General features: G+C 43.1%; 13 protein-coding genes, 1 tRNA gene and 3 pseudogenes. 8 read left to right on the top strand and 9 right to left on the bottom strand.

Going from position 1 to position 17,701, the window contains the following annotated elements:
• Genes EAH77_RS10915 through EAH77_RS10895 form a run of 5 tightly spaced genes read left to right on the top strand, consistent with a single transcriptional unit; the run spans position 1 to position 5,700 of the window.
• Complete coding sequence (locus EAH77_RS10915) at positions 1-849, top strand: hypothetical protein (protein WP_140472530.1); 849 nt, start codon at positions 1-3, stop codon at positions 847-849.
• Positions 850-851: 2 nt separating this feature from the next.
• Positions 852-2,009, top strand: coding sequence for a hypothetical protein (locus EAH77_RS10910; protein WP_140472528.1), 1,158 nt, complete (start codon positions 852-854; stop codon positions 2,007-2,009).
• A complete protein-coding gene (locus EAH77_RS10905; RefSeq protein ID WP_140472526.1) occupies positions 1,999-3,684 on the top strand; it encodes a helicase HerA domain-containing protein in 1,686 nt (561 codons plus the stop codon). The genes EAH77_RS10910 and EAH77_RS10905 overlap by 11 nt, the downstream gene beginning before the upstream one ends.
• A gap of 7 nt (positions 3,685-3,691) precedes the next feature.
• A complete protein-coding gene (locus tag EAH77_RS10900; protein WP_241673440.1) occupies positions 3,692-4,234 on the top strand; it encodes a hypothetical protein in 543 nt (180 codons plus the stop codon).
• Positions 4,231-5,700, top strand: coding sequence for a serine/threonine-protein kinase (locus tag EAH77_RS10895; protein ID WP_140472524.1), 1,470 nt, complete (start codon positions 4,231-4,233; stop codon positions 5,698-5,700). The genes EAH77_RS10900 and EAH77_RS10895 overlap by 4 nt, the downstream gene beginning before the upstream one ends.
• Positions 5,701-6,007: 307 nt before the next feature.
• On the opposite strand, the gene EAH77_RS10890 is transcribed toward EAH77_RS10895, so the two are convergent.
• From EAH77_RS10890 to EAH77_RS10865, 6 genes and pseudogenes are all read right to left on the bottom strand, one after another.
• The gene (locus EAH77_RS10890; protein WP_140472522.1) at positions 6,008-6,319 is read right to left on the bottom strand and encodes an ATP-binding domain-containing protein; all 312 of its coding nucleotides are present in this window, start codon (positions 6,317-6,319) and stop codon (positions 6,008-6,010) included.
• 27 nt (positions 6,320-6,346) lie between these two features.
• Positions 6,347-6,628, bottom strand: a pseudogene (locus EAH77_RS10885) (integrase core domain-containing protein); the annotation flags it as partial.
• Positions 6,629-6,645: 17 nt separating this feature from the next.
• Positions 6,646-7,757 (bottom strand): IS3 family transposase gene (locus EAH77_RS10880; protein ID WP_140472520.1). Its coding sequence is split into 2 segments (ribosomal slippage): positions 6,646-7,496 and positions 7,496-7,757, totalling 1,113 coding nucleotides; the frame shifts between segments, so codons are not numbered across the junction.
• A gap of 74 nt (positions 7,758-7,831) precedes the next feature.
• A pseudogene (locus EAH77_RS10875) lies at positions 7,832-8,056 on the bottom strand (transposase); the annotation flags it as partial.
• A gap of 78 nt (positions 8,057-8,134) precedes the next feature.
• Positions 8,135-9,238, bottom strand: a pseudogene (locus tag EAH77_RS10870) (tyrosine-type recombinase/integrase); the annotation flags it as partial.
• 198 nt (positions 9,239-9,436) lie between these two features.
• Positions 9,437-9,521, bottom strand: a tRNA-Leu gene (locus EAH77_RS10865).
• Positions 9,522-9,848: 327 nt separating this feature from the next.
• Between EAH77_RS10865 and EAH77_RS10860 the strand changes: the two genes are divergently transcribed.
• On the top strand, positions 9,849-10,805 hold the full coding sequence (locus EAH77_RS10860) for a hypothetical protein (protein ID WP_050136488.1): 957 nt from the start codon (positions 9,849-9,851) through the stop codon (positions 10,803-10,805).
• Positions 10,806-11,310: 505 nt separating this feature from the next.
• Here the strand turns inward: EAH77_RS10860 and EAH77_RS10855 are convergent.
• Complete coding sequence (locus tag EAH77_RS10855) at positions 11,311-11,775, bottom strand: helix-turn-helix domain-containing protein (protein WP_050136485.1); 465 nt, start codon at positions 11,773-11,775, stop codon at positions 11,311-11,313.
• 240 nt (positions 11,776-12,015) lie between these two features.
• On the opposite strand from EAH77_RS10855, the gene EAH77_RS10850 reads away from it, so the two are divergent.
• Positions 12,016-12,513 carry a hypothetical protein gene (locus tag EAH77_RS10850; protein WP_140472518.1) on the top strand — a complete coding sequence of 166 codons (498 nt, stop codon included), beginning with the start codon at positions 12,016-12,018 and terminating at the stop codon, positions 12,511-12,513.
• Between the two features lie 41 nt (positions 12,514-12,554).
• Here the strand turns inward: EAH77_RS10850 and EAH77_RS10845 are convergent, their stop codons facing one another.
• Together EAH77_RS10845 and EAH77_RS10840 are read right to left on the bottom strand one after the other, a co-directional pair.
• Entirely contained in the window at positions 12,555-14,051 is a 1,497-nt protein-coding gene (locus EAH77_RS10845) for a reverse transcriptase domain-containing protein (protein ID WP_050136483.1), read from the bottom strand.
• 212 nt (positions 14,052-14,263) lie between these two features.
• Entirely contained in the window at positions 14,264-14,824 is a 561-nt protein-coding gene (locus tag EAH77_RS10840) for a recombinase family protein (RefSeq protein WP_050136480.1), read from the bottom strand.
• Between the two features lie 244 nt (positions 14,825-15,068).
• Between EAH77_RS10840 and EAH77_RS10835 the strand changes: the two genes are divergently transcribed.
• Positions 15,069-17,678, top strand: a complete 2,610-nt coding sequence (locus tag EAH77_RS10835) for an AAA family ATPase (RefSeq protein WP_140472516.1) — start codon at positions 15,069-15,071, stop codon at positions 17,676-17,678.
• The last annotated feature ends 23 nt before the right edge of the window (positions 17,679-17,701 follow it).

The raw sequence follows: 17,701 nt of genomic DNA, 5'->3' as shown, positions 1-17,701 counted from the left end.
ATGAATCTTTATTTATCTGCGGCACTGGCCAGTAACCGTAAAGGCCGATTTTTGCATACTGTTGCGGATGCGGCACCGTTAACGACGGATTGGATTAGCTCACCTCCAGCCAGCGGTTTGTTATTAGTGCAAGCAGAAGAGTTGACTGACACTGATACTTTACAGTGCCTGTATCACTGGGCTATGCAGGCAGGCTGTGCCGCTTTGGTAATAAACCCGAAAGCTGAACAATTTACCTTATTAGCGCAATTACCCTCTCCGCTGGATTGGCAATTAGTACCAGCGACTTTGAGGATGCAGGAACCGGGGCTAAGCGCTTTGCTAACCAGTGAAACAGATCAGGCTATTGCTGGCTTTACTGGCAGTGCAGATCGCCACCAACACCAGGCCGGCGATGTGGTGCATACCCGCTATATACGAAAACACAGCAACAGTGGGCTATTAGCCTTTACCACTTTACCTTTGTGGTCGCTAAATTTACTCGATCATAGTGAGATCTTGGTGAGCTGGTTGAATTGGTTTATGGACCACGCAGGCATTGCAAAGCAAATCACCGAACCTAAAGCACCATCAACTGATTACACACTCAATAAGCACGATCTGGTTGTATTGCTACTGTTCTACGCCGGAAGTTCCATGAGCTTACAAGCGCTGTCTGAGCATAATGCGGTTAAACTGATGTTTGATGTCAACAGCCTTAATATTGTCAAGCGGGGTGAGATGTTGCGGCAGCATGGTTTTATCGACGAAGCGGGCATAACCGCCACCGGTAAAACATGCCTGCAAGCCTCGCAATATTGGGCTTATGCTCCATTACTTAGCGAGCAGTTACATACAGGAGCGCTATAAGCATGAATGAGAACAAAACGATGAATTTAGCGCAGTCTCTCGCCATCGATAGCCAGCTTCGCTTACCGGGAAGTGCGGGACGCTTGCTTAAACAGGTCCGTGATATTGAGCAAGTGGCACCGCTGTTCCGTGATGCTGGCTTAGTGAAAGCGGTCCCGAAGCCCACGGTCGTTAATTTACGCGTAGCCGGTATTGCGACTAAATCGTGCTTAGACAAAGTATTGGGTGGTTTTATTTATGCCAGTGCAGCAGTGCGTACAGATTTACTCATAGATGATAATAAAGTCAGCACGGTGGGTAGCGACTCGGTATCAGAACTGGACGATATTGATTTTGAAGCACAGCGTAAACGACTTGATTTAATTGAAATTCGCCAAGCGTATCTATTAGCTGAAAAAAAACTGTTAATCCATGAGCCTGGCGATTTGATTTTACTGGATACGCCGTTGTTTTTAGCGCGGGATATGGCACCACTGGAGCGCAATGTCCGCCATAAACAAGAGTACGAAAAAACCAGGCAAGTGATAGAAGCTTTTTGGCAAAACCATCGCTCTAAACTTTTCCCATGGAATCAAAATGGTGTAGTGCTTGCGAGCATTTTGGCTGAGCGCTTTAGTGCAATTGTAAGTATCGCCAAACAAGATTTACGTACCGAACAAGGCCGCAAACAAATTTTAGCATCTGATGGGTTTTCTAAGGAGCTGATGCAAAATCTGGCAGGCCTGGATGAAAGTTTGGTGGGCGTGGGGGATTTGCGATTTATCAATGGCATTTTAGGCAACTATTCGCGCACCATCGCATTTCGTTTGTCTGAACAAGAAAACCGCATTGAACCCAACATTGAAGCTAAGCAAGGGTTAATTGGTTTTCACTTCCGTAGTGCCCGAGTCGGGCAGATAAAAATGGTTCAGTTAGCGGGTGACGAACCAGAATGGAAAAGTGCTGATCTCGATTTAGTTGCATCTCGCCTGATGGTGCTGGATATGCAAAACAAAGGTAATGCAATGCCGCTCCCGCAATTACTTGGCTATCAACAGCTTGGTATTTTACCGAAATTTGCTACGTTTTATCGCCAGGGTTTACACCAGGCACTGAAGAATAATGATATTGAGGCAGGATGGTTGGCAGGCTTGGATGAGGGATTGAATAATGGCTTATAAAGTTTTAGGTAAATTGGTCGGTAACACCGGTGATGCCAGCCAGTTAACTATGGTTGTGCAAGACTCGTTTTCAGTACGCCGTGGTGAGTTTGTACGTATTATGCATCAGGAACGCAAAGATGAGGGGCAAGTCGCCGTACTAGGGCGTGTGACTAAAATCAGCCGTACCAATATGCTGTATAACGCCGGCTTTGGCGATGGTGTGACTGAGCTCGAACTTTTGCCGGGTGCGAATGTAACCGGTGAGAATATGTTTGCTCAGGTCGAGCTGGTTGGTTACCGCGATCCTGTTACTCGTCAAATCAAAATTCCACGTCGCCCACTTAACCCAGGTACCGCTGTTGAAACCGTCGATTTTCAGTTTTTGAGTGATTTTTACGAATTTAATGAACACTCCAGTTTGCACCTGGGTAACTTAGTAGGCTACGACAAAGGCGAGAATACAGTTCCGGTTTTTATTGACGTGAACAAGTTGGTCACTGAGCATTTGGCTGTTCTGGCGATGACGGGTTCAGGTAAGTCTTATACTGTGGGCCGCATTATAGAACGTTTAGTCGCGGTTAATAACGGCACTGTGGTGGTATTTGACCCACATGGTGAATACGGTAAAGCCCTCGCTGGTGGTAATCTGCAATTCTCAAGCTTCTTAGATGCCACTGACGATAAGCGAGATCAAGAAGCACTACCACTGATTAAACAGACCTTTGAAAAGCTTCAAGCTGTCGGTGCGGGTATTCAAGTTTACTCACCGCAACACGAGTCTTTTAAACATAAATACGCCAGCAAGAACACACCATTAGCGCTTCAGTTCGACCATTTTGAAATGGACGATATTGCTGAAATATTACCTGGCTTGACGGAACCGCAGCAACGAGTACTCGATGTTGCAATTCGTTATTGGCGATCTGCTGATAAGACAGAGCCACGAGATATTAACCGCCTGCGCTTCTTATTAGGTGATGGCATTGAAGAGTTAAAAGAGTGGGACGACCTTTCTGAAGCTGAGGCGAAGGCGTTATCGGGCCGTAGTGCCGCCGTCGCCTCGATGAAGCTTTCACGCGTGCTTAATGAAGCCAAAAGTTTTTACAGTGCAACGATGGCTGAGCCAACTGATATTTACAAAATGGTGGGGCGCCCGAGCAATCAACAAGGGCGTTTAGTCGTTGTGGACTTACAAGGTTTGAGTGATACCGCCAAGCAAGTCGTTTGTGCACTGTTATCTAGTGAAATATTAAAAGCAGCATCTAGCAAAACGGACCCGCTGCGCCCATGCTTTATCATTTACGAAGAAGGCCATAATTTTGCCCCGGCCGGTGGTAATGCGGTAAGTCACCGCATTATTAAAAAGATTGCCGGTGAAGGTCGTAAATTTGGTGTTGGATTTGGTATTGTGAGCCAGCGTCCATCGAAATTAGATTCAGATGTGACCTCTCAATGCAATACGCTAATTACGATGCGCTTAAAGAACCCAGACGATCAACGATTTATAGCTAAAGCATCAGATATGGTGAGCAAAGCTGACCTAGAGGAACTTCCAAGTTTATCAACCGGTGAGGCTTTGGTGTGTGGTCGATCAATCCCCGCACCACTGCTTGTTAAAGTTGGTAGTAAGGCATTAATTCACGGTGGTGAATCACCGGAGGTATTGCGTGTTTGGGGCTCTTTCAATGGCTAAGGTGCCTATGCCTGAAGTTGCTTGGGTAAATGAGACGTTTCCACTTTTAGCAAGCGGTAAGCTAGTGGACCAAGATGTATTGGTCCACAGCTTAGGCTGTAGTGTTTGGAATACATTCGGGCATGAACAGTCATTTATGGCGGTGGTGGAATGCCCGGCTCCAGGCACATTTGGCGCTGATATTCGCTCAGACTCGAGCTGGTTTCGTAAATCTTCTGCATCGCCTATGTGTTTAATCGAATTTGAACGCTTTGATGGTTCAGCGAAGGGACAGCAAAAGCTAGAAGAAAAATTAAAAAACTTACTGGAAGCAGCACAGCGCTGGAATCATTCCCCTAAAACCCTAGCCCTCAGTGCCTGGAGCCAAGGCTTAGTAGGTGCACCTGATACCCAAAAACTGAAAGACATTTGCCGCATGGGTTTTACTTCGTCCACTGGTACCCAAGTAAGCGCCGCTCCTGATGTTGAGGTGGTGTTTAGTCGCTTTTTATTTATCAAAAACCTGAGCATGATTGCTTTGGACAGAATTCACTATGAGGTGTTGATGTGAATATAAAATCAGCACATTTTTTGCCAGGGACGAATAAACGCCTTGGTGACAAATACCTGTTACTTGAATGCCTTGGTGATGGCAGTCATGGCTGGGTATGGCGGTCGGAGCGCCTGCAAGATGGAAAAATTGTCGCAGTAAAAATTCCTAAAGATATTACTCGGGAAGACCGCCAGCTTGCCGAAGGTAAAGAACTTTTAGACGTCGAGCCGCACGAGAATATTGTGCAAATTTTTGATATGGGCCGTATAGATAATGAATGGTTCTATATTGAAATGGAGTATTTCCCCAGCCAAACCCTGGCGCAAAAGCTCGATGACAGGCAGCGTAATTTTGGCCAGACCTATGAACGGTTGTTCAAAATATATCGTCAAGTGCTCTGTGCTGTGCATTATTTGGCCAAACTCCCGGTGCCAATATCCCATGGAGATATTAAGCCGCATAACATTTTGGTTGGTGAACGTGATCTGGTGAAGTTAACGGACTTTGGTAGCTCAGCTTTACCAGAAGAAATTTACGTTCGTACCCGAGAAAATGGCGGGACTGTGTTGTACTCAGCCCCAGAGTTCTCCAACGTCGATAGCCGTAGAGGCAGTCTAGAAGAGCTACTGTTGGGCGACATCTATAGTTTAGGTGTATTGCTTTACCAGCTGCTGACAGGAAAGCTTCCCCATGATACGCCAGCACAAGTTCAGCGCCACGCACCTTTCAAGCTTCCGACAGAGATTAATAGCTCTATTCATACCGACCTGGAGCAAGTGGTTCTTACCTGCTTACAAAAACGAGCAGAGGCTCGCTTTTCAACTATTTCCGACTTAATTCATGCATTTGATGCAGCTACCACTAAGCAACTAAAAGTTGGTGCTATTGCTCCCGTTTTTCAGACTAAACCTGATCAAGACTGGTCAAGTGCGGTACTTGAAGCAATGTCCGATCAGTCTTACCAAAAGGCTGCTCAGTTAGCGTCACAGGAGTATAGCCGCAGTAAAGATCTGCAGGCTTTACATCAGCAACTTATTGCCTTGTACCGTGCCAACCGCTTATTCGACTTTGAAAAAGTTGTAGAAGATAATAAAGCGATCTTGCTCGAGGGTAAATTGACTCAACCAGCGGATTTATTCGAGCTGATAGTTAAGACAAATCTACAGTTGCGCAATATCAGTCAAGCAAAATGCTGGTTGTTGCAACGAAAGCAAGCTGAAGTAGAAAACGCGGCGACCATGTATTTAGAATCTTCTATCCTTGGCCTTGAAGCGAAATATCCTGAAGCAAGAGCACTATTGGAGAAAGTAAACCAAACAACTCCAATGAAGTTCCATGTGTTAAGCCAACTCGTTTTAGTTTGCGAGCAAATGCGTGATTACTCTGGTGCTGCGGCTTATTTGAAAGCGGCATTGCGAGTAGCACCGTTGGATACCAACATGAAAGAGAAAAAAGAACTGTATGCAAAGCTTGGGGTTATTTGATGGATAAAATTACCACTGTGCTTACACTGTCATCTGAGTGTTCTGTAGATGAATCAGGCTAAATATAAATAATATACTGAATAGTTCATGTAAGCATGAATACTTTGCAGCAGTCTCCATATGGATTTCAGATTGTATTTACAATCATTAAATGAGGAGAAAGTAACTTTATCGCGAAGATGGTAAACCTATTTTTAATTGATAAAAAATAGAACACCAAATAAAATCTCTCCTCCGCGATTTAAGCGCGGAGGAGAATACCATAGAGTCATAAATTTATATATGTATTATTAATTAAACAGCATCCTTATAATTTCCATCCTGCTGTAAACAAAGAAGATAAGCCTTGAATTTTATCTGGAAGTTTACCATAGCAAATCATCCCAAGATAAGAGGCTGCACGAGTTGCTCCAACATAAAGATAACGATCAAATAAATCATTTTTTTGCTCTGCAAGCTGATCTACACCGACAAAAAACACAGCTTCAAATTCTAGACCTTTGATATGTTGTATATCGAAAACACGAACATCTGCACCTTGACCAAGAGCTTTTCCTTCTTCGCAGGCCACGGCCCTTAAATTAACGGGTTCGAGATATTTAGTTAGACGTTCCGCCATAGACTTAACATTGTAAGTATCCCAGCTTTAGTTCCAGGCACTTTTTGAGATTTCCGGTTTCTCAGCCATCAGCCGGTATTCTTCCGGCGTCAGGTTATTCAGGGATTCATGAGGCCGCTCACTGTTATATTCATTCAGCCAGCGCTCCGTTATTTCCCGTGCTTCATTCAGTGTTCTGAACAGATAAAAATCCAGTATTTCGGTCCGGTACGTTCGGTTAAACCGTTCGATAAATGCGTTTTGCGTCGGTTTGCCTGGCTTGATAAATTCCAGCATCACGCCATGCTCTTCGGCCCATTGCGCCAGAGCNTGTAAGTATCCCAGCTTTAGTTCCAGGCACTTTTTGAGATTTCCGGTTTCTCAGCCATCAGCCGGTATTCTTCCGGCGTCAGGTTATTCAGGGATTCATGAGGCCGCTCACTGTTATATTCATTCAGCCAGCGCTCCGTTATTTCCCGTGCTTCATTCAGTGTTCTGAACAGATAAAAATCCAGTATTTCGGTCCGGTACGTTCGGTTAAACCGTTCGATAAATGCGTTTTGCGTCGGTTTGCCTGGCTTGATAAATTCCAGCATCACGCCATGCTCTTCGGCCCATTGCGCCAGAGCCAGTGATATCAGTTCCGGTCCGTTATCCATCCGCATCTTCAGCGGATATCCACGGTTTGCTACTATTCTGTCCAGCACCCGCACGACCCGCTGCGCCGGGATATTCAGGTCAATTTCGATAGCCAGAGCTTCACGGTTAAAATCATCGACAACATTGAAAGTCCGAAAACGTCGGCCACATGTTAGCGCGTCGTGCATAAAATCAATCGACCAACTTTGGTTCAGTGCTTCCGGCGTTGCCAGCTGTGCCGGATTGCGCACCGGCAGGCGTTGTTTACCCTTACGACGAAAATTGAGTTTTAGCAGACAGTAAATCCGGTGTACACGCTTGTGGTTCCAGACGTGGCCCTGCCTGCGAAGCACCTGAAAAAGCTTCTTAAATCCGTAGCGGGGATAGCGTTCAGCCGCCTCGGTCAGCCTCTGGATCACCGCTTCATCACGCCGTGTATTCGGTTGATAACGAAACACCGTCCTGCTCAGCGATAACGTCCTGCATGCCTGGCGTATGCTCATCGTAAACTGCGTGGTCAGATAACTAACGAGCTCACGCTTTATCGCTGGTTTTAAAGCTTTTTTTCGATGACGTCTTTCAGCGCCCGGCATTCCAGACTCAGATCGGCAAACATCTGCTTCAGACGACGATTCTCGTCTTCAAGATCTTTGATTTTTTTGATATCAGCGGCTTCCATCCCGCCATATTTCGCCTTCCAGTTGTAGTAGCTGGCTTCGGAAATAGCGGCCTCGCGGCACACATCTTTGACGGTCCTGCCAGCTTCGACTGATTTCAGTACGGCGATGATCTGGTGCTCGGTGAAACGGATTTTACGCATAGCGATCTCCTCGGGGACATAATTAGTATGTCGGAAGATCTCTAAAAGTGAATGGGCCGTTTTGGTGGGATACTTACANTCAGATCGGCAAACATCTGCTTCAGACGACGATTCTCGTCTTCAAGATCTTTGATTTTTTTGATATCAGCGGCTTCCATCCCGCCATATTTCGCCTTCCAGTTGTAGTAGCTGGCTTCGGAAATAGCGGCCTCGCGGCACACATCTTTGACGGTCCTGCCAGCTTCGACTGATTTCAGTACGGCGATGATCTGGTGCTCGGTGAAACGGATTTTACGCATAGCGATCTCCTCGGGGACATAATTAGTATGTCGGAAGATCTCTAAAAGTGAATGGGCCGTTTTGGTGGGATACTTACAATGGCTCATCTGCCGTTCTACCGCATCCTTTGACCAAATCCCTGACTCAATCAATGAACTACATGCCATGGTTCTGAAACCATGACCACAGACTTCAACTTTCGTGTCATAGCCCATCACCCGGAGTGCATTGTTCACCGTATTTTCACTCATCGGTTTGCGAGGATCATGATCGCCAACGAAAATTAAATCGCGATTACCATTTAACCGTTTTATTTTCTCAAGGACTGTAAGGGCCTGCCGAGATAAGGGTACCAGATGTGGCGTATGCATCTTTGACCCACGGTGAGAGTGCTTAACGCCTTCTAATGGTTCGCGGTCTGCCGGTATCGTCCACATTGATGTCTCGAAGTCTATCTCTGACCAACGGGCGAAACGCAGTTCACTTGAACGGATAAATACCAGCAACGTCATCTCTATAGCCAAACGAGTGAGCGGTCTGCCGGTGTAGGTGTCGATACGGTGAAGTAGTTCAGGAGTACGGCTAAGTTCTAAGGCGGGCCGATGTTGCCGTTTTGCTGTAGCGACGGCTCCAGCCATTTCCTGCGCAGGATTGTAGTCGGTCAAACCGCTTTGTACGGCATAGCGCATAATTGCTGTCGTACGCTGTTGTAGGCGCGAAGCCACCTCAAGACGTCCAGACTTCTCTACCGCTTTGATAGGTGCCAGCAAATCGCGGGTTTTAAGTTCGGCAATATTGCATTTACCGATAGAGGGGAAGAGGTTGTCCTCGAGGGTTTTCAAAACACGATTGCTGTGATCCTTTGACCACTTCTTATTCGTGGCATGCCATTCAAGCGCAACTTCTTTGAATGTTCGAGTTTCAGCCAGCTCGATCTTATCTGTTTTCTTTTTATCACTAGGATCGATGCCGTTCGCTAACTGCTTACGAGCTTCATCACGTCGCGCCCTGGCATCAGCAAGCGTTACTTCTGGGTATATACCCAACGCCAGCATCTTCTCCTTACCATCAAAGCGATAACGTAAGCGCCAGTACTTTGAACCGTTAGGATGAACCAGCAACACCATGCCGTCGCCATCTGTGAGCTTATACGCTTTAGCTTCAGGCTTGGCTGTACGAACCTTCACATCACTCAGAGCCATGTTGAATATCCTTTCAAAGGTTCTGTGTGGGTACAAACATTATCGAAGCGAGATATACCCACAATTGTACCCACATCAGTAAGTTGACGTAGATTGAATCAGGTTGACTTATGTTGACTGAAAAAGCGAGGGAAGCCTTGCGGGGACTGGATTTTAGGCATAAAAAAAGACCTCAGTTGAGGTCTATTTACATACTGTTGGTGCCGAAGGCCGGAATCGAACCGGCACGCCTTGCGGCGGTTGATTTTGAGTCAACTGCGTCTACCGATTTCGCCACTTCGGCACAGAAAGTAGTATGCGGAAAACGTGGGCATTATACCCAGCCCAGCTGATTTAACACCTTAAATATATCGGCCTTTTTGAACTTGCGAATCGCGTAACTAGAAGATTAAAAAATCATTCTTAAAGACTGATTGTAGGATGATTTTGTAGGAGGAGCTAGTATCGTTTATAAATCTTTCAACTATTTCCCTCAGGATCCCATAAAAAAATATGTGATTAAAAATCAAATAGTTATGTTTTTATTTAAAAATAGCCTATCTAAAGCATTGTAAAGCCTAAGTCCAGAAAATATCGTTTCGCTTATCAATAGCAAGAATTGAGAAATCTGATGACTTTAATAGACAGCAACAATGAGAAGTATCGCGGAAAAAACAAGCTTTCAGAAGAGCTACCAATAGAACTCGACAGACTTTTAGCACACCTAGATGAGACTCATGCAGTTGATATGCTAGTGACTGATGATCTGCATAACCATCCAGTATCAATGGTGCACATTTCATCTGGCGATTCAGAACCGGCGACTACAATAGTGAAGCCATTTTCTGTTCTTGCAGCGAATGCTGAAAAATTAGCACAGACTAGCAATAATGCTGATTTAATAACAAAGCTTCAAAAACTCTTGCAGAAAAAAAAAGAATATTTGTCTCTACGAAATGAAGCGGTTGAACTATCGATTGCACTGAACCTGACTCAACATATTGCACCTCGATTTAGAGCGCTCCCCCCTTCAGTTAAAACTACTTTGGACGATATACCAAACCAGATGAGCATAGATCGACAACTTATCGATTTACACTGGGCTTGGATGATTGGGCACCGTAAGAAAGTGAAGTCTGAAATTTATGATGACTTATTCATGAACGAAGAATTTGATTGGTCGTTAGCGGAGAAATTTGCACTCGAAAAATGGACAGGCGATGTAAAAATCGCTGCATTGTTGCTAAACCGGAACCTGCAATGGGGGCTAGCCCAGTATCAATCCAAATCTCATCGCGATACATGGAAGAAATTGCAGCAAGGAGCATTCAAAGATGGTAAATGCCATGTATTGGGCATAGATCAAGTAACAGAAAGACTTGAATGCTCCGTAACCAAACAAAAACATCTGGCAATGCATATTCCCCACTGGGTTAATGTTTGGCTTGCTTCCCGTATATCCGAACATTCAGACATGGGATTAGCCCAAATAATAAAATTAATGACCGGAGAGATATCTGAAGAGAAACAACTCAAGAAATCCTTATCCTCTGTATTAAGGCGACTAGATTCGTATAAGCGCCGGTAGATTTTGAGAGTAGCCCCCTCCGAATGGCAGTTTGGTGAGCTATTGGGAGGGGTTATTCCCCTGCATTTAACCCCGCTATTTCGCCCTAAAACCCAATTATATAAAGAGCTTAACCATTAATTAGGTAACGCCTAGCTTTGTAGCGTTTTAACTGTCTTAGCTTTAGTATCCGGTCGCGACATCGTCGCGACTGGCTGCTGCCGCAGCCTTCATTAATATATTAACTAATTTCTGAGATACTCGGGAAGAAGATCACTCGAAAATATAAATATACGAGAAAGTCACGGTTATGGGTTCATTCTTTGAAATCACATGAAAGTCAGTTTTTCGTTGAATTGACTGAGAAAAATAGTTTTTTTTGATACGTAACGCCTATGTAACGCAACCGTATTTTACTATTTATACCTGCCCTCCTGAAGGAAAGGAAGTCCTAGGGCAGGCAACAAATCCTTTAGGTATGCTGATCATCAATCCAGCCCTCCGCGTTTTAATCCTTATACCTGCACTACTTCCTGAGTTTGTCCCATCGCACAGCAGTAACAATTCCCCAATTGCCGCTGTGGTTGGGCCTACGCCATCTTGCTGTCTTCATGTTACGTAGGTATTCAAGAGCCTCTGAAAATGTGCCAAAACGCTTCTGAGCGGTTTTTTCTCCCACTCCAAATGAACCATCGCGGGTGCTTGCTAGACCGGGATGAAAGCTTGTGCCATCAGCCGCATAGGGAACCAGTAATTCCGGATCGCTATCTTCAGATAAATTAGACACCAATAATTGCCATGGCTCGACATTCAGAGCGCCAGCCAGCACCTCAATCGCATCCAGAGACGCGTTAGAGCCGCCACGCTCAATGCGGCTCATATAGCTACGCGCAAACCCACACCGATCGGCAAAGGCTTCCTGGCTCATTCCGGTGGCTATGCGCAACTCTTTTACCCGCTCGCCAAACTGTATTCTTAAGGTCTTTTTCATGCACTGAATGTGCAATTTTGATCACTGTAAGGCCACGCTCCAAATTAGACATTTTGAATCTACCATCTCCAATTGTGAGCACATTCACCCTCATAAGAAGCCTGGATAACTACAATTAACAAGATTCAAAATAAACACCAATAGTGACAAATAGAATCAAGAACGTATGATGGTCGTCACTGGTTGTGTGTCTCCAGCACTCACTACAAGAAGTGATGTTGTTTGGCAAATGAGGGAATCATGGCGGGATCAGACTTTTTATTACCTATGGCAACGGGGGCCGCGCTTAGCTGGGCCTGTTACAACATAGTCACTCACGTTGCATCAAAATGGCAGATTAGCAGCCTGCGAGCAATTTCATGGGGTGTTCTGGGAACTCTTTCATTAGTGCTGGGAGTGAGTGCATTTTCCTCTGTTAGCGCAGATCCCCCGTCAGAGATACAAAATGCCTTGTGCTCAATTAGCGACCCAGAATGCTATGCAAAAGCACATCATAACCCCGTTAAAAAGTGCAAGCACGTAATGGATGAGAAAACAACGTTTCGCCATGTATGGCTGGATAGCGAAGCGCAACCGGTTTTCAGCACCTACCTCTGGCATGACGAGAACAAACGAACTATTCAAATGTTCGGACAACAAGCTAAGGCGATTAATAGTCTTGGAATGCAAACACCTCTTCAATATTTTTGCGTTTTCAACGCCAACACCGGAGAAGTCATTGCGGCTTCGTTTGAGTAATTACTCGTAATCAAACTGCTTCATACATATATGAAGCAGCTTTAGTAATCATAATTATCTGACTGAGGATCTGTCACCGACAATATTCCGGATTCAGTGATTCCTTTTTTCATAGCATTATAAATTGTCATGAAACTAGGAATTTTCATTAATTTCTTACCATGAATACGCTGTGAATCACAGTATGCAACAAGTTCCTTCCTACTTGCAGAAAATGGCAATGAATGCATTCTCGGCATAGAGTGATTTGCAAGTTGACGTGATCTTTTTTGGACTGCCTTATAAATTTCGTTAACCAACCATCCATCCATTGATTTCATTTGCTCAACGTTGTTAATGATTGGATAAAAACTCATGATACCTTTGAAATAAATTCTACTACTACGGCCACTCAAATAAGAGCGGATCATTTCTTCGTTAAGATCACCATAGAGATACCTTCGAATTTCACATATAGCACTTAGCAGCGCTTCATCCTTATCATTTCCAGGTATTTTCACTGCTTTAAGAGGACTTGAATTCAATGGTTGAATTAAGTGTTTATAGAGGATGAAAGATATTTGTCTCTTTATCTTTATTAAAGACGCTTGTTTTATAGATACATTATCAACTGAAATAGAATAACCTAAGAATTCAATATGAGACTTTCTGCTTGCTATTTCTGATGGCATTTTTTCATTACATAATAAACTTATACCATCTGACTTATCTTCGTTGATAGCTACACCAGCTTCAATAGAAAAATCCGATACGATATCAAAGGCTTTACTTATCTTAGAATAATCTTTAGACCAAATTATTGTATCATCAGCATAACGCGCGAATTGTAAACCTTCTTTTTCAAGTTGCTTATCTAATTTCCAACATGTTAAGTTTGCTAAGAATAAAGAAATTGAAGTCCCTTGTGGAATGCCCTTATCTCTCCCGCATAAGAAAGCTTTTATTACATTCCTTTCCTCATTACTTATCAAGAAACCATTTTGTTCAAACTGAGCATACAGAAACTCATGAGAAATAGTGTCAAAGAACTTACGAAAATCAAATTCAGCAACAAAAATCCTAGAAGAGTGTAATAATTCAACCGATATATCTTGAATTGCAAAATGGACGTTTCTGTCATTCCTGTAAGCATAGGAAAAAGAACTAAACCTATGTTTATTTTTCTTCAACAGTCTGTGATAAAAAAGTGTAGAAACTGCCGCATCAGGAATTTGATAAATTGAAACCTCTCGACTTCCTCCTGATTTCTTAGGAATGCTTGCTAATTCAGGAGATTGCGGAGCATATGTGCCATCCTTTATTTTCTTGGTAATAGAATGGGCAATACTTTTTGCATGTTTATTTACATAAAAAGGATTGTATTTTTTATCAACTAGCCAGTGATCAGGTCTTTTTACTAGTAATAAATTTGGCGATGTAGTTCTTTCTTTCTTCCGATTGTTTTCAATAGCTATCGAATTATGGTAAGCGTGATGTCGCATTGAGAGTTTGGTTGCTTCATCACGAATACTATTAAGTAAGCTCTTTTCAAGATCCATTTTGATCAAACACCTTCATATGAATGATTCTTTCACGGGCTAACCTATGTAAAAGTGAGTCGCTACATGACCTCATAGATAAGCTTTATCTCTTTGAGTTACAAACATGCCAAGCTTCGGCAAGTATAAGAGGCGCCCGCTCTCCCCCTTGGGGAATAAAGGGATTCCACCCCAACTGACAGTTATTGTCAATAGCCCAGAAGGTTCTTTTACTATAAGTTTAAATTTGTGATCGTAGCCCTTGAAACGCCGTATTCGCGCGCTAAGGCACTGACACTGACCCCACGGTTCCTTTTCTCAATAATCACTCTACGGGATTCTGGCGCGATTTTGGAAGGTCTACCCAGCTTCTTGCCTTCGGCTTTTGCTCGTGACAATCCCGCCTGAGTGCGTTCAATTAGTAGGTCACGCTCCATCTCCGCAACTGCTGCCAGCATCGACAATAGAAGTTTACCCGCAGCAGAGGTGAGATCAGTTGTGCCAAGCTGGTGGACAATCACCTTGATATTACGCCCTGCCAGTGCCCTGACCGTCTGGAGAACGTCAATCGCATCACGCCCAAGGCGATCCAGCTTCGCTACAACCAGTGTTTCGCCTTCGCGGATTTTACCCAACAATTCAGAGAATGCTTTGCGCTGCATCGCCGGAACCTTGCCGCTAATCACATCAGTAAACCAGTAGTCGATCTTCCATCCAGCTTGCCAGAGTTCCAGCCTCTGGTTTTCGGTATCCTGCTGCGTTGTAGAAACACGTCCATAGCCAAAAGTCGCCATCGTTATCTCCTCATCCGGCCCCTGCCAGAAAACGGTGATGAAAATAGGATGGCCTGCCAGAAAAGCCAAGGCTAATTTTCCAACAATGTGAAAACGTGTGATTGGAAGGTGCCGGAAAACGGTCGTTTTTTGGCACGGATTAAGCGTTTGCAGTAACAAAATTTATAAATATCACTGCACCGCTAACTTCATAGTGGTATAGCTATTGAGCACGTCCCCCCTTTCATGCAGATGGAGGCTTTGCATGTCGATACTTCAAGAAATACAAAATTGGTCTACAAGACTGCCAGCTTGGCAACAACATGCTGTAAATCGAATTTATGAGTCTAGGCAATTAGACGAAAAAGATTTAGAAGAAGTATATGCACTTTTAAAATCCCATTACGGCATACCTAACCCTATTAAAATACAAGCACTAACATTTACTGAGGATCAAATCGCCACTATAGAGAATGTTTCATCATTAATTCAGATAAAGTCTATTAGAAATTTAAAAAATATAAATGCCTTAGCAGAGAACGAAGAGCTACCTATATCACCAACCGGATTAACAATAATATATGGGGAAAATGGCGCGGGTAAATCAGGTTATTCTCGCCTCCTTAAGAAGGTATGTAGAGCAAGAGATCAACGCGAACAATTACTCCCAAACGCAAACTTACCGCCTGAAAAAACTGGGCCAGCTGAAGCAGAATTTGAAGTCATAAAAGATGGGAATGAATTATCTCTACACTGGCTAGATGGTGAAATCCCCCCAGTGGAACTATCGAATATATCAACTTTTGATTCATTATGTGCTAAAGCTTATATTGATAACCAAGGAGATTTCGCTTATATACCTTATGGACTAGATATTCTCACTGAACTGGTCAGTGTTTGCGGAAAATTAAGAGCTAAGATAGACAGTGAGATAAAATCTAACACCCCAAATCTTGACGTTTTCAGTGAACTATCCAAAACAAGAACCAAAACTGGTTCTCTGCTATCCAATCTTTCTCACCAAACATCAGCGTTAGAAGTGGAACAACTTGCTTTACTTACAGACCAAGATAATGAAAGACTTAATACGCTAACAAAAACATTGGCAGAGTCAGATCCTAAACAAAAAGCTCAGATTTTTAGACAAAAAGCCTTACGTTATAAAGGATTAATAAAAGTAATTACGGAATCATCATCAATCATATCTTCGGAAAATGAAATAAATTTAAAAACGCTCATTGAAAAATACAAGTCGGCGAAGAGCGTAGCAGATATCGCAGCGAAGGAATTTAAAGAAACTCCCCGCCAGTTAATTGGAACAGGGAACGAAACATGGAAGATACTTTTTGACTCTGCTAGAGAGTTCTCGAAAGAATGCTATCCATCAAAGTCATTTCCAAACTTTGAACCCACAGATAAATGTCCATTGTGCCAAAATGAACTTGGTGAACATGGCGCTGAGCGACTAATTTCATTCGAAAAATTCATACAGCAAGCCGCAGAAAAATTAACTATTGCGACAAGAACCAATGCTACAAATGCATTCAAGATAATAGAAAAAACCGACTTAAAATTAAATATTGATGAAGCTTTAAAGAATGAGTTATCAGACTACTCTCCACTACTATTAGAAGCATGCTCTGCATTTGATAAAGCTCTTAAAAAACGTCAAGAAAATATTATTTCTGCTGCAAGTGGGAAAATGAACTGGGAGGATATCAGTGCACTGCCTGAATCACCAAATACCGTATTAAGTGAGGCAACCGTCAAACTTGAGGCTGACGCTAAGGCTTTAGAAGCAAATTTCAATGCTGACGCTAAGCAGGCGATGATAAATGAACAAAACGAATTATTGGCACGTTCAAAATTAACTACTTTAAAAGACCTAGTCTTGGATTTTATTGCAAAACTAGAACTGTGTAATAAATTAGGCCAATGCTCCTCTAACTGCGTAACAACAGCTATATCAAGAAAATCAACAGATTTAGCTAGAACAATTGCCACGCCAGAAGTTATTACATTACTTAACAGAGAGTTAGCATCATTAAACGTTCATGAACTGCGTGTAACCATGCAAAATTCCTCCCCAGGAGGAAGAAATCAATTTAAACTAATTTTAGAACAATCTAATGGTGCAAGGCCATCGGATATTCTCAGCGAAGGAGAACAAAGAGCAATAGCTATAGCTTCTTTCCTAACAGAAGTAAATTTATCAAACACAATGTCGGGGGTGATTTTTGATGACCCAGTATCATCCTTAGATCATCGCCGCAGATGGCATGTTGCAAAACGACTCGTCGAAGAGTCTAAAAAAAGACAAGTAATTATATTTACGCATGACATTTATTTCTTATGTATTCTTCAACAAGAATCCCAAGAACTTAATGCAGAAAATCTAACACAATGCATCAGAAAAACACCTCAAGGGTTTGGTGTTCACACCGACAGACTGCCTTTCGATGCGTTAAGCACTTCAAAAAGAGTAAAAACTCTTAGGGGAATGCATAATGAAATTTCCCGCTCACATAAAAATGGAGATGAGGAATCAACCAAAAAACTAACACAAGATGCCTATTATCATTTAAGAATGGCATGGGAGAGGAGTGTTGAGGAAATTCTATTTCAGGGCGTAGTTAATAGATTTTCTGAGGGTATATCAACACAGAAATTAAGATATGTTGTTGTTGAAGATGAAGACTTTCATCTCGTAGATTCAAATATGACAAGGTGTTCAAAATTCGCACATGACGGAGCTGCTATAGCTATGGTTCCTATTCCTCATCCCGATGAAGTTATTAAAGATATTGAAATATTAGAAACATGGAGAGTTTCCATAGAAAGCAGAAAAAAAGCTATAGAAACAAGAAGGGCGTAGATATTGTGCCCCTGATTTTAGGG

It is taken from the genome of Ewingella americana (genome assembly GCF_006438725.1).
In the GTDB taxonomy this organism is placed as follows: domain Bacteria; phylum Pseudomonadota; class Gammaproteobacteria; order Enterobacterales; family Enterobacteriaceae; genus Ewingella; species Ewingella americana_A.
The sequence above is the reverse complement of the archived record's forward strand: the minus strand, read 5'-3'. Positions and strand labels throughout refer to the sequence as shown.